Origin of the sequence: Paraburkholderia sediminicola (genome assembly GCF_046030555.1) — a bacterium.
Classification (GTDB): Bacteria; Pseudomonadota; Gammaproteobacteria; order Burkholderiales; family Burkholderiaceae; genus Paraburkholderia; species Paraburkholderia sediminicola_E.
In genome coordinates, this window is sequence record NZ_JAQQCH010000010.1 from 195,744 (window position 1) to 208,552 (window position 12,809).

A 12,809-nucleotide genomic window follows, 5' to 3' on the forward strand; every position below is an offset into this window, starting at 1 on the left:
GAGATGGGCGGTTCGCTCCAGGACGGGTTCAGCGATTAAATCCTCGCTTCACCCGGCGGCCGCATCGCTACGTCCCCCGTCACGCCCTTCGCCGCCCAGCCGCCTGGTTCCCGCGCGCCTTCGCTGGCGCGCAATTCCGGCGCAGACGCCGACCGCCCCTTGTCCAACCCCGCCTGCTGCCACAGCATTTCCAGCGTACGCCGCAAGCGCGCCGGCGTGACCGGCTTATGCAGCACCGGAATCCCCTGCAGGGCCAGCGCGGCCAGTTCCGCCGACGCCATGTCGCCTGTAATCAGCAATGTCACCACACCTTCATGTCCTGCCCGTGAAAGCACATTGCGCACGGCCGTCAACGCCTGCGCGCCGGTTCGGTGGTTCGCCAACTGGTAGTCGCACAACACGGCGTCCGGCACGAACCCGTCTTCAAGCGCCACGAGCGCGTCGACCTCGTCGCGTGCGCCGCGCACGATACAACCCCACCGGCCCAGCAGACTGGCGAGGCCTTCGAGAATCGACGGGTCATCGTCGATGCACAGCACGCGCCGCCCTTGCGCCGACGGACCGCCCGCCACCGTCTCGTTGAGGCTCGCGACAATCCCGCCGGGGTCGCCCGCCTGCACCGGAAAGCGGAACACCGAGCCGCGGCCCGGTGCCGAGCGCAGTTGCAACTCGCCGCCGAGCATTTCGACGAGGCGCTTCACCGTGGGCAAGCCTAGCCCGTGACCCTGGCGCGCGTCGCGCTGCGGATTGGCAACCTGATAGAACTCTTCGAAGATGCGCTCATGTTCCTCGGCCGGAATACCGACGCCGGAATCGCGTACCTCGATATAGCCGCCCGAAAGACGCCCCGCCCGGCGATAGCCGACCCAGATCGCGCCTTCCTCGGTATAGCGCACCGCGTTCGAGAGCAGATTGCTCAGCACGCGTTCGAGCAGCACCGGATCGTCATGCACGACCACCGAGGCCGGCGCGATCCGCAACGCAAGCCCCTTGGCGGCAGCTTGCGGCCGGTACTGGCTGCCGACTCGCTCGAACAGTTCAGAAAGCCGGAAATGCAAGCGGATCACCTGGGTCACGCCGCTTTCGAGCCTGGCGAGATCGAGCACCTGGTTGAACAACTGGTTCAACGCTTCGACGTTATAAACGATGTGCTCGGCGGTCCTCGCATGCTGCACGGGCGTCGTCGCCGTATCGTTGAGCGAAGCCGCCAGCAATCCGATCGCATGCAGCGGCTGCCGCAAATCGTGGCTCGCGGCCGCAAAAAACCGTGTTTTGGCAAGACTGGCCTCCTCGGCGACCCGCTTTTGCGCCGCCAGCGACTCCGCGAGGTATTGCTGATCGACGCGCGCCTGCACGACCTTCTGGAACAGCTTGCGATAGCTCAGCGCATAGACGTTGATCGCGCAGAAGAAAAACGCCAGGACGATCGCCAGAATCGTGCGATCGAACGTATGCGAGCCGAAATGCAGCACGATGGACGGAAACAGCAGAAACGGAATCGCGGTCGAAAAATTCAGCAGATCGAAACCGTTCGACATAAACACGCCGGCCGCCAGCGTAACGAGCATCACGGTATGCAGCAGCGGCAAATCGGTTTGCGGGCTCTGGAACGCGAACCACACCGCGATGCCCGGCGCACTGTAGAGCAGCACGCCGCGCACCGCGTGCAGGTTGATCCAGCCGCGCGGCGTCACGAGGTGCGGGTAGTGGCGATTGCAGATCCACAGCGCGAGGCTGCCGCAATTGGCCACCGCATAAAACCCGAAACACGCGATGAACAGCCGCGGCGACGGGATGTTCGGCCAGTAGATCGCCACCAGCACCGCCATCGAGAACCAGTGCGAAAAGAAGGCGATCGGATCTTGCGCGTACAGCACGCGCACCAGGTCCTCGTCGATTGCACGCTGGATTGGGTCAGCCCGCATCTGGCGGTCTCCTTTGTCGTGGTGCAGCGCCCGGCTTTCAAACGGTAAACAGGCAGACCCACGGATGGTTTACCCGGCAGTTTACCCATCAGCTACCACTTAATCCATATAGGCGAAGGCGCCGGCGGAAACCATACTGGCTTCACATTCCAGCGCGGCTTAAAAGCTCCATCCCCCTTCTTTGCCTGCAGTCGAGGCTCCCGCGCTCCTTGCCTTACCCCTTATGGAGGTTTTCATGGGCGCAGTTCCGAGCCACGCGTTCGTCCGCAATCTCGACGATGCGATCCTGCCCGACCTATGGCGTCGGCGTACCCAGTTGTCCGCCGACGAAATGGTGTCGATGGTCGATCTGGTCAAGCGGGCCCTGCGCACCTATCACCCGCTGGAATTGCAGGCGCTCGGCGACGACAAGGAAGAACTGGTCGCGCAGTTCATCTACTCGAAAGTGCTGCGCCTCGCGCCCGGCCACACGGAAACCAACGCCTGCGCCGACAGCGCGCCGTCCAACGGCTACGCGCTGTGCGCGTATTTTCGCCGCTACCTGATCGACTGCCTGCGCAGCGCCTGCCATCAACGCAACGTGTCGATGGAAAACGAAGGCATGGCGCAGGAGATCGATCTGCAGGCGCAAGCGCTGGAAGACCCCGTCGAAAGCGTGTTGCTGCAATACGGCCTCGACGAGCAACGCGTGCGGCTCGCGGCGCGCACCTTTATCGACTGCCTCGACGAGCCGGAGCGCATCGTGCTGGCCGGCAGCCTCGGCTGGTGTTCGGAAGGAAAAGGCGGCCTGTCGGCAGTCGCTGCTCAGCATCGTGTGCCCTCGTATCACTATCGCGCCGTCAAACTTGGCGTCACCATGAAAAAGACGGCCGGCGCCGACGAATTTTCCAATACCAAGATCGGCCGCTGGCTGATCGACGTGCTCGGCATCGAGATCGACATTGATAATCGCGAGGCGATTCTGCTCGCGTTGAACCTGCTCGCCGCCGAATCGAGCGACAGCGAAATGAATGAAGTAGCCGCGTAATAGCGCATTCCCACAGTGGCGTGGGCCGGCGACGGCTCTTTTCCTTTCAGGCAATCGAGCTCGCTGCACGCATGCCCGGCGCGCCACGTACGATGCGCCTTTTTTTGTCATCGCGCACCGCCTACGATAAAAAAGCCTTAGCCGCACGCCGTCTTCCTTCCGAAGTCCGGGTTCCCCCACCCGGCATCCCATTCCTGACGAGGTGGACTTAATGAACCGCTTATCGAGCGCCCTCACGGCGATGCAATCGCACTACGAGGTGGTAGTAGTGGGTTCGGGTTACGGCGGTGCGATTGCCGCAAGCCGCATGGCGCGCGCCGGCCAAAGCGTGTGCGTGCTGGAACGCGGGCGCGAATTCATGGCCGGCGACTATCCGCGCACCCCGGTCGAAGGCGCCGCGCAGATGCAATACAACACCGCCCTCGCGCAAATCGGCTCACCACTCGCGCTGCTCGAAGTGCACGTCAATGAAGATGTGAATGCGGTGGTGGGCTGCGGACTGGGTGGCACGTCGCTGATCAACGCGAACGTCGCGCTCGAAGCCGAGCCGCGGTTGTGGAACGATGACCGCTGGCCCGCGGCGCTGCGCGCGGACAAGGTGGGACGCGACAAGGGCTACGAACTGGCGCGCGCCATGCTGCAACCATCGCCGGTGTCGGGCGATTTCCTGCAGTTGCCGAAACTACAGGCGCTCAAAAAATCCGCGCAGGCGCTGGGCATGGAAGATCGCTTTTACCCCCCGCCCGTCACCGTCACCTTCAAGGACTGCATCAACGCGGCGGGTGTCGAGCAGAAGGCCTGCGTCGGCTGCGGCGATTGCAACTCGGGTTGCAATTACGACGCGAAAAATTCGACGCACATGAACTATCTGCCCGACGCGGTCGCGCACGGTGCACATATTTTCACGGGCACTGCAGTGCATTCAGTGTTGCGCGACGCGGCCACGCAAAAATGGATCGTGCGCTTTCAGGAGGTGAAGCTGGGCCGCGAGAGTTATGACGCGCCTGATCTGTTCGTGAGCGCCGATATCGTCATCGTGTCGGCGGGCACGATCGGTTCGACCGCCCTGCTATTGCGCTCGCGTGAGGCGGGGCTGACCGTTTCGACCATGCTCGGCAAACACTTCACCGGGAACGGCGACGTGCTGGCCTTCGCGTACAACACCGAAGAGGTGATCAACGGCGTCGGCTGGGGTGCGCACCAGAAGGGTGACATTCCGCCGGTCGGGCCGACCATTACCGGCATCATCGACCACCGCAACACCCCTGACGTGAAAGACGGCTTCGTGATTGAAGAAGGTTCGCTCGCCGGGCCGATCGGCGCCGCGATGGTGGCCCTGCTCGGTGGCGCCGCGCCGCTCGAAGGCGTCGACATTCCCGCGCCTCACCCGGCCGGGGAACCGCTCGGCTACGACGCGCGCGTGATCGAGAGCTTCCTGCGCGGGCCCTATCATGGTGCCCTCAACCACACGCAAGCCTATCTGGTCATGGCACATGACGACGAAAGCGGCCAGATCAGCGTGAACGACAAAGGCAGAGCGCGCATCGACTGGCCGAACGCCGGTAAGCAGCCGATCTACCGTACCGTCGAAGAAACGCTCGAGAGGTCGCAGGCACCCCTGGGCGGCAAATACGTGCGCAACCCGATTTCGACCAACCTGCTCAAGAACCGCACCGTCACTGTGCATCCGCTCGGCGGCTGCGGGATGGGCGAAGATGCGGAGCGCGGCGTCGTGGACCAGCAGGGGCGCGTTTTCAGCGGAACGACGGGTAATACGGTGCACGACGGCCTGTATGTGATGGATGGCGCAGTCATACCGATGTCGCTCGGCGTCAATCCACTGCTGACGATTTCTGCGCTTACGGAACGCAATTGCACGCTGCTCGCAAACGCGCGAGGGTGGAAGATCGATTACGTGTCCAAGGGGACCGCCGCTACGCCCTTGCCGCAAAAGATCGGCCTGCACTTCACCGAAACGATGATCGGCACCTATGCGCCGGCCGTCGTGGGCGACGCCACTAGTCCGATTGAATTCACGCTGACCGTCGAATCGGACGATCTGGCCGATATGCTGAGCAATCCGCAACATCTGGCCCACACTACCGGCACGCTGACGTGCCCCGCGCTCTCCGCGCAACCGATGACGATCACCGACGGCACCTTCAATCTGTTCGTGGTCAATGAATCGGACGTGGACGAGCGCAACATGAATTACCACATGACGCTCAATTCCACCGAAAGCAAAACGTACTACCTGAGCGGACAGAAGATCATCACGCGTACGTCACCGATCAATCTGTGGGAGCAGACCAACACGCTCTACGCCGAAATCCGCGAATCGGTACAAGCGGATGCGTTGATAATCGGTAAAGCAACGCTGATCATCACGCCGGAGAATTTCCTCAAACAGCAACGCACGCTTGAAGTCACCAACACGCCCGATCTGACAACACGCCTTGAATGGACCCTCAAGTTCGGCAAGTTTTTCGCGGGCGTGCTGTTCACCGAATATGGCGGCGTGGCCGCACCTTTGCAGTTTTACGATCCGGCAACGCCACCGCGTCTGAAGCGTGCGCTGCGCGCGCCCGTGCCGCAAGTGGTCTTCTTCGACACGCCGGACGGAACCACACTGCGACTCACGCGCTACGCCGGACCGGCCGGCAAACCGCTGCGTTCCCTGCTGCTGATTCACGGCTCGGGCGTATCGAGCCGGATCTATTCCACCGATCTGATCGCAACCAACCTGGTGGAATTTCTCTGCGCGGCCGGCTACGACGTATGGCTCGTCGATCTGCGCGTCAGCATCGAAATGCCCAGCGTGCTGGTGCCGACCAATGTCGACAAGGTCGCTCGCGAGGACATTCCGAGCGCGGTCGCCAAAGTGCGGGAGCTGACCGGCGTAGCGGATATTCAGGCGCTGGGGCATTGCATGGGTGGAATGGCGTTGACCATGTCGCTGCTATACGGCCTCAAGGGCGTGCGCTCGGCAGTCATATCGCAGGTCTCGGCGCACCCGGTACCGGGCACGCTGGAAAAGATCAAATGCGGGTTGCACATGCCGGACATCATGGCGCATCTCGGCGTGCTCGACCTGACCGCATTTACAGAGCACAGGTCGTGGCCCCAGAACCTGCTCGATGAGGCATTGCGGCTCTACCCGCTCAATCACCGCCAGGGTTGCGGCAGCCCGATCTGTCACCGGGCGACCTTCCTTTATGGCCTGCTCTACGAACATGGGAAATTGAACGAGGCGCTTCACTCGAACCTGCAGGAATTGTTCGGCGTACATGACATCGAGGTGTTCAAGCATCTGGCCGCCATGGTACGTGCAGGCAAGGTCGTCGATGCCCACGGCGATGACGTGTACCTGACGGGTACGGATGGCATGAAAGGCCTGGAGGGCATGCGCCTGCCGATCGGTTTCATTCACGGCGAAAAAAACGAAACCTATCTGCCGAGGAGTACCGAGCTCACATACGACATGCTGGTCGAGCACTTCCCCGAGCAGCCTTACGAGCGGCATCTGATTCCCGGCTACGGCCACGTTGACTGTATCTTCGGCAAAGACGCGGCGGTGGACGTCTATCCGGTGATTGCGCGCTATCTGAATGCGCATTGACGAAGCTTGAGGGCGGCGTCGCCTCGCCATAAGATCGGATCGGAAAACCGGCTGGCGTGTGCATGGCATGCGCGCCGCCCGCTGTCCCGGCTCCGGCCCAGGTATGGTATATAGGGGCGGGTTGCCGCGCTTACGGTCGACACACCCGGCCTCGTGAGCCCATTGCGCCCTTATCCCCATCAGACTCCCACGCTTATTCGGATGAAAACCTTCTTTCTAACCCTATTGAGCGCTGGGCTGCTGGCCAGCGCCGTTGCAACTGCAAACGTACAGGCGGCCGAACTCCACGTAATGAGTTCGGGCGGATTCACTGCCGCATACAAATTGCTCGGTCCCAGGTTCGCGGCGTCAACAGGCAATACGCTCGACACCATCCTGGGGCCTTCGATGGGCAAATCGCCGGAAGCCATCCCGAACCGGCTCGAACGCGGCGAGCACGCGGATGTGGTCATCATGGTCGGCTACGCGCTCGACGATCTGATCAAGCAAGGCAAGGTGGTTCCCGGATCGCGCGTCGAGCTGGCCGACTCCCGCATCGGCATGGTCGTGCGCAGTGGTGCGCCGAAACCGGATATCAGTTCGGTCGATGCGCTGAAGGAGACCTTGCTGCATGCCCGATCGATCGCCTACTCGGACAGCGCGAGCGGTGTCTATATCGAGCGCGAGCTTTTCAGGAAGCTCGGCATCGAGGATCAGGTGAAAGCCAAAGCGAAAATGGTTCCGAAGATCCCGGTCGCGTCGGTGGTCGCCAATGGCGATTACGAGGTGGGATTCCAGCAGATCAGCGAGTTGCTGCCGGTGCCGGGTGTGACGTTTGCTGGAAAGATCCCGGAGTCGGTGCAATCCGTCACGCGATTTGCCGCGGGCATCCCTGTAAACGCGGAGCATCCGAAAGAAGCCAAGGCGCTGCTCGACTACCTCGCCTCTCCCGCCGCCCAATCCGAGGTCACATCGACCGGATTGGACTCCGTCGCAACGCATTGACGAAGCGGCGAGAGCGTATCCGGCAAACACGACTCATCCTATCTACATTGCCTTGAAAAACAACATCGGCCCCCTCCTTCGACTTCGATATACGCCAAGCTGAGGGGCTTCACACATCAAAGCGATTTCACAAAAAACTATGGAACAGTTGACCTTCAGGGCCTGCGTCAAGAAAGGATGGATCAGTTCGTGGCAAGCCGTTACGCAAATGCCCTGGTTGTTCCTGGGCGTTTGCGCGGTACTGGCCTGCACGTCGCTGCTGGCCCGCCCATACCCTGCCACCACGGCCGCCGACGGTCTCGACACGATGGCGCATCTCGGCCAGGGGTTGCTGCCGCTCGTCTGGACCGCGCTGCAAATAGTGGTGGGGGGCACGCTGACGATCAAGGTCCATCGCTTCGTGCTGCTCGGCGAAGGCGTGCAGCCGCTCGTGCCGCTCAATGGCAAGCCGCTCGGCCGCTACGCGCTGGTCTCGCTGACTGTCGTGTTGTCGATGCTGGCGTTTGCCGCTCTGGCTTACGTCGCCATACGCGCTTTTCGGCTCGGTTTCCTGATCTACCTGCCCATGCTGGTGATCTACCTGTTCGTCACCATGCGACTGATCCTGCTTTATCCGTCCATTGCGCTCGGCAGCAGGCTCGCGCTGCGCGCCGCCTGGAAAGACAGCCGCGGGCACGTGTGGAGCATGATCGGCGTGGGCTTCGTCACGTATCTGCCGCTCTTCGTGCTAAGCGCCATTTTCCTCGTCTTCGCCGGCCCCAAAATGCTGGCCGCGCACCAGACCCAGGCCGTGCCCGTCATCGCGATCGTTCAGGCGCTGTTCAATGCCGTGTTCATTGTGTTCGCGGCGGCCTCGCTGTCATGGCTGTACCGCCGTTACGCCAGCGAACTGCTGACGCACGCCGTAGACGCACCGCAGTAATTCGCGCGATACGTCCTGCTCAAAACAGCTTGCCCGGATTCAGAATGCCATGCGGGTCCAGCGCATGCTTGATGGCGGCCATGGCCGCCAGTTCAGCAGGCGAGCGCGAGATCGGCAGGAACTCGCGTTTGAGCAGGCCGATCCCGTGTTCCGCCGACACCGACCCGTGCAACGGCCCCAGCATTTCATAGACGAACGCATACACCGCATGGTGATCGACGCCAGGGATCGAATGGCCGTCGACGGTGACATGCAGATTCGAATCGCCGATATGCCCGAAGAAATACGACGCGTTGCCCGGCCAGCGCTGATCGAGCGCCGCGCGGCAGCGGTCGACGAAAGCGCCGATCTCGCTGATCGGCAAACTCACGTCGAAATTGATCGCATCCAGCCGCACCGGAAACTCGGCGGTGCATTCGCGAATCGCCCATAACCCACGCACATCAGCCACCGATTGCGCGATCACCGCGTCGCGGATCGCCTCTGAGTCGAGCGCTTCGGTCAGCGCGGCGGAGAAGCGTTCACCGTCGTCGCTTGCGTCGAAACTCGCGTGTTCGATCAGTGCATAAAGCGGGTGCGACTCGGCGAACGGTGAGCGGGCACCCGTCAGTTTCACGCCGAAATCGTAGAAATCCGGCCACATGATCTCGAACGCACCAATGTCGTTGCCAAAGCGCGTCGACAGACGGCGCAACAGGTTCACGGCGGCGTCGTAACCGTCGAGCGCAACGAGCGCCGTGTGGCGCGCCGCGCGTTTAGGACGGAGCCGCAGCACCGCGCGCGTGATCACGCCGAGCGTGCCTTCCGAACCGATGAACCAGTGTTTCAGGTCGTAGCCGGTGTTGTTCTTGACCATCTTGCCGAGCGAAGTCAGCACGTCGCCATTGGCGAGCACGACTTCGAGCCCAAGCACCTGGTCGCGCGCGGTACCCGACTGGATCACGCGATTGCCGCCCGCGTTGGTCGCCAGATTGCCGCCGATCTGACACGAGCCGCGTGCGCCGAGATCGAGCGTGAGTTCGAAGCCTGCTTCGGCGGCAGCTTCCTGTGCGGTTTGCAAGGTGGTGCCGGCGCGCACGGTGAGTGTGGCCGAGGCGGTGTCGATTTCTTCAATGCCCGTGAGCCGTTCGAGCGACAGCGCGATATCGGTCGCGCGTGCAATCGCGCCGCCGGCGAGGCCTGTCATGCCACCCTGCGGCACCACCGGTTGATGCGCCGCGTGGCAAATGGCCAGCGCGCGCGAGACTTCTTCCGTGCTGTGCGGCAAAAGCAGCGCAGCGGGACGTGTCGGATCGTGGCGTGTCCAGTCGGTCATCGCGCGTTCGCCGATCTGCTCGCCGACGCGCACCGCGTCCGCACCGAGCGCGGCACGCAGCGCGTCGAGTGTTGCGGAAAGCGACGCCGCGCTGTGGGTTGCGCTGCTGCCTGCGTTGCCGCTTGCGCTACTTGCCGCACCGTTTGCCGAACTGGTATCTGTCATGCAGTGGTTCCTTGTGTTCCTTGCGTCCCTTCAACTGCCGCTTTCTTCCGATAACCCATCGAATCGTTGATGCGCCCGAGGATGTAGTCACCCGCCGCGACCGGTTGGTACTTGAGGTCGGTGTCGCTCGTGCCGAGCTCACGCGGATCGACCATCGCACCATAGGTGGGATCATAAAACGTCGCGATCGAATAGCGCTCGCGCCCCGACTCATTGATCACGCGATGCAAGGTGGAGCGGAAGCGGTCATTGGTCCAGCGCGCCAGCAGATCGCCGACGTTCACGACGAAGCTGCCTTCGATCGGCGGCGCATCGACCCACGTATCGTTGGCGATCTCACGTACCTGCAAACCGCCCACTTGATCCTGCCACAGCAAGGTAATGCAGCCGTAGTCGGTATGCGGCGCGACGCCGAACTGATCCGCGTCCGACTGGGGCGGTTGCGGCGGATAGTAGACCATCTGCGTGCGCTGCATCCGCTTCGTATAGCGCGGCGCGAAGAAATGCTCGTCGACGCCGAGACTCACCGCCACCGCCCGCAGCAGATCGGCGCCGCACGCGGCAACCGCTTCGTAATAACCGTAAAGCGCGGGCCGCAGTTCAGGCATGAAATCCGGCCAGTTATTCGGTCCACGCAACGCCTGGCCCGCGCGCACATCGGGATCGTCTTCCGGCAACTCGAGACCGATGCTGAAGAACTCCTTGTAGTCGGGGCGCTTGGCCTGATACATGGTGGCGTCGCCTAGCGCGTTGAAACCGCGATGCCTTTGATTGACCGCCGCGCGCCGCTTCGTCTCCACTGGAAACGCAAAGAACGTGCGCGCCGCCTGTTCGGCTGCATCGATTGCCGCTTGCGGCACGCCGTGATTCACGATGTAGAAGAAGCCGATCGTCGTGCACGCTTCGCGGATTTCGTGCGCCACGCGTGTCAAAGCCTGGGGGTCGCCGGCGCGCACGCCGGCAAGATCGATGATCGGAATGCGGGTCACGGGCATTGCATTGCTCCCTGAAAGGCCGGCCAATTCAACTGACGAAAGAGGCGTCCGGATGACTCGCGACAAGCTCGCGCGCCTCATGCATCCCAGTTGTATATACCGCCAAAAGCGTACCCGCAAGTTGCTTCGCGGGGCTTCACGTAAGGGCTTTTCTCTACTCGCGCGTTTATTTATTTCGCGCGAAAACTGCGGTATATACTGCCTCGCATGGCTCGCGCAGGGCCTCCTGACGAACCGCTTTCGCGCGACACCGCTTTGCCAACCGGAGAATCCCATGAGCATCCTTGCAGGCTGGAAGTGTCGTTTGGTCATGCTGGCGCTGTGCGCCGCAAGCGTCACCGCCCACGCGGAAGACCAGCTCGCCAAAGTGAAGAAAGCAGGCGAACTGGTCGTCGGCACCGAGATGCAGTTCGCGCCCTTCGACTTCCTTGAAAACGGCCAGCAAGCGGGCTTCAATAAGGATCTGTTCGCCGAGGTCGGCAAGGAATTGGGCGTGAAGGTGCGCTTCATCGACCTGCCGTGGCCAAGCGTGCTGCCGGGTCTCGAAGCCGGCAAGTTCGACATGGTGGGCGGCCCGCTGACGGTCACCAAAGCGCGCATGGAACGCTACACGTACACCCTGCCGATCGCGGACGCCACCGACGCGCTGCTTAAGCGAGCCAACGACGCCTCCGTCAAGCAATCGTCAGATATCGCCGGCAAGACTGTCGGCGCGGGCAAAGGCTCGGCCCAGCTCGACCAGTTGAAGGCCTACGTGGCCACCTTGCCGAAGCCGCCTGAAATCCGCGAGTACGTCGACAACAATCAGGCTTATGCCGATCTCGCCGCCGGCCGCATCGCGGCGGTCGCGAACTCCATGACCAACATCGCGTACGTCGCCAAACAGCGTCCCGAAGCCTTCGCCGTGGTACAGCCGCCGTTCGGCGCGAAAGTGTACTTCGCGTATTGCCTGCGTAAAGATGCGGACAGCAAGCCGCTCGCCGACGCCTTCAATGCCGCGCTCGTGAAAATGCACAACGACGGGCGTCTCGCGGCCCTGCAGAAAAAGTGGTTCGGTGTCGCAATGGATGCGCCGACCACGATGCCCGCGCCGAACTATTGATGCACTGACGGTTTGATGTTTTGCAGCACGCGTTCCTGATGCACGCGATGCGGACCGCTCGACGAGCCGCATCGTCCTCCCCGTTCTAGCGAGTGCGACGCTTATGTTCAGCACAACCGTCTTCCTCCAGGGCTTGCCGCTGCTGCTGCATGCGGCGCTCGCCACTATCGGCATTTCGCTGACCGGTCTCCTGATCGGCTTCTTCGTCGCAATCGGCGTGTGTGCTGCGCGCCTCTCGCCGAAGCGCGCCGCGCGCATGTTCGGCGGCGCCTACGTGTTCTTTTTTCGCGGCGTGCCGATGCTGGTGCAACTGCTGCTGGTGTACTACCTGCTGCCGTTCGCCGGCATCAATGTCTCACCCATCGTCGCGGCGGTGAGCGCCGTGTCGCTGTGTTCCGCCGCCTATATCGCCGAGATTCTGCGCGGCGGTTTCCTCAGCATTCCGCCGGGCCATATCGAAGCCGCGCGCATGCTCGGGCTTTCCCCGTTCGACATGCTGCGGCGCATTCTGGTGCCACAGGCGTTCCGGTTGACGCTGCCCTCGCTCGTCAATGAAATGGTGCTGCTGATCAAGGCTTCGTCGCTGATCTCGGTGGTGGGCGTGGCCGAATTGACGCGCACCGCGCAGAACATTGCCGCCAGTACTTATCGGCCGCTCGAAGCCTACCTCGCCGCCGGGCTGATTTACTTCGTGATCTGCGGAAGCCTGGCGCTCGTCGCGCACGCCGCTGAATACCGCTTGCAGCATGCCTGAC

Annotated in this window: 9 protein-coding genes; 6 read left to right on the top strand and 3 right to left on the bottom strand. The window is 62.4% G+C overall.

All coding sequences use genetic code 11. The features are described from left to right. Positions 1-35 precede the first annotated feature (35 nt). On the bottom strand, positions 36-1,925 hold the full coding sequence (locus tag PQQ52_RS16650) for an ATP-binding response regulator (RefSeq protein ID WP_408213248.1): 1,890 nt from the start codon (positions 1,923-1,925) through the stop codon (positions 36-38). A 235-nt stretch (positions 1,926-2,160) separates the two neighbouring features. Here PQQ52_RS16650 and PQQ52_RS16655 point away from each other — a divergent pair, with 235 nt between their 5' ends. From PQQ52_RS16655 to PQQ52_RS16670, 4 genes are all read left to right on the top strand, one after another. Beyond that, entirely contained in the window at positions 2,161-2,952 is a 792-nt protein-coding gene (locus PQQ52_RS16655) for a hypothetical protein (RefSeq protein ID WP_408213250.1), read from the top strand. 211 nt (positions 2,953-3,163) lie between these two features. Next, on the top strand, positions 3,164-6,571 hold the full coding sequence (locus tag PQQ52_RS16660; RefSeq protein WP_408213253.1) for an alpha/beta fold hydrolase: 3,408 nt from the start codon (positions 3,164-3,166) through the stop codon (positions 6,569-6,571). A gap of 201 nt (positions 6,572-6,772) precedes the next feature. Then, a complete protein-coding gene (locus PQQ52_RS16665; RefSeq protein ID WP_408213398.1) occupies positions 6,773-7,555 on the top strand; it encodes a substrate-binding domain-containing protein in 783 nt (260 codons plus the stop codon). A gap of 139 nt (positions 7,556-7,694) precedes the next feature. Then, positions 7,695-8,477: a hypothetical protein gene (locus PQQ52_RS16670; RefSeq protein WP_408213255.1), complete on the top strand. Its 783-nt coding sequence runs from the start codon at positions 7,695-7,697 to the stop codon at positions 8,475-8,477. 19 nt (positions 8,478-8,496) lie between these two features. On the opposite strand, the gene PQQ52_RS16675 is transcribed toward PQQ52_RS16670, so the two are convergent. Next, the gene (locus PQQ52_RS16675; protein ID WP_408213256.1) at positions 8,497-9,957 is read right to left on the bottom strand and encodes an FAD-binding oxidoreductase; all 1,461 of its coding nucleotides are present in this window, start codon (positions 9,955-9,957) and stop codon (positions 8,497-8,499) included. Then, complete coding sequence (locus PQQ52_RS16680) at positions 9,954-10,952, bottom strand: isopenicillin N synthase family dioxygenase (protein ID WP_408213258.1); 999 nt, start codon at positions 10,950-10,952, stop codon at positions 9,954-9,956. Before PQQ52_RS16680 ends, PQQ52_RS16675 begins: the two co-directional genes overlap by 4 nt. A gap of 274 nt (positions 10,953-11,226) precedes the next feature. Here PQQ52_RS16680 and PQQ52_RS16685 point away from each other — a divergent pair, with 274 nt between their 5' ends. After that, a complete protein-coding gene (locus PQQ52_RS16685) occupies positions 11,227-12,054 on the top strand; it encodes a transporter substrate-binding domain-containing protein (RefSeq protein ID WP_408213260.1) in 828 nt (275 codons plus the stop codon). 103 nt (positions 12,055-12,157) lie between these two features. Then, complete coding sequence (locus tag PQQ52_RS16690; RefSeq protein ID WP_408213261.1) at positions 12,158-12,808, top strand: amino acid ABC transporter permease; 651 nt, start codon at positions 12,158-12,160, stop codon at positions 12,806-12,808. Position 12,809: the final 1 nt, after the last annotated feature.

Coding starts and splice junctions, on each gene's coding strand:
- PQQ52_RS16650 (WP_408213248.1), bottom strand. CDS start 1,925: ATGCGGGCTGACCCAATCCAGCGTGCAATCGACGAGGACCTGGTGCGC.
- PQQ52_RS16655 (WP_408213250.1), top strand. CDS start 2,161: ATGGGCGCAGTTCCGAGCCACGCGTTCGTCCGCAATCTCGACGATGCG.
- PQQ52_RS16660 (WP_408213253.1), top strand. CDS start 3,164: ATGAACCGCTTATCGAGCGCCCTCACGGCGATGCAATCGCACTACGAG.
- PQQ52_RS16665 (WP_408213398.1), top strand. CDS start 6,773: ATGAAAACCTTCTTTCTAACCCTATTGAGCGCTGGGCTGCTGGCCAGC.
- PQQ52_RS16670 (WP_408213255.1), top strand. CDS start 7,695: ATGGAACAGTTGACCTTCAGGGCCTGCGTCAAGAAAGGATGGATCAGT.
- PQQ52_RS16675 (WP_408213256.1), bottom strand. CDS start 9,957: ATGACAGATACCAGTTCGGCAAACGGTGCGGCAAGTAGCGCAAGCGGC.
- PQQ52_RS16680 (WP_408213258.1), bottom strand. CDS start 10,952: ATGCCCGTGACCCGCATTCCGATCATCGATCTTGCCGGCGTGCGCGCC.
- PQQ52_RS16685 (WP_408213260.1), top strand. CDS start 11,227: ATGAGCATCCTTGCAGGCTGGAAGTGTCGTTTGGTCATGCTGGCGCTG.
- PQQ52_RS16690 (WP_408213261.1), top strand. CDS start 12,158: ATGTTCAGCACAACCGTCTTCCTCCAGGGCTTGCCGCTGCTGCTGCAT.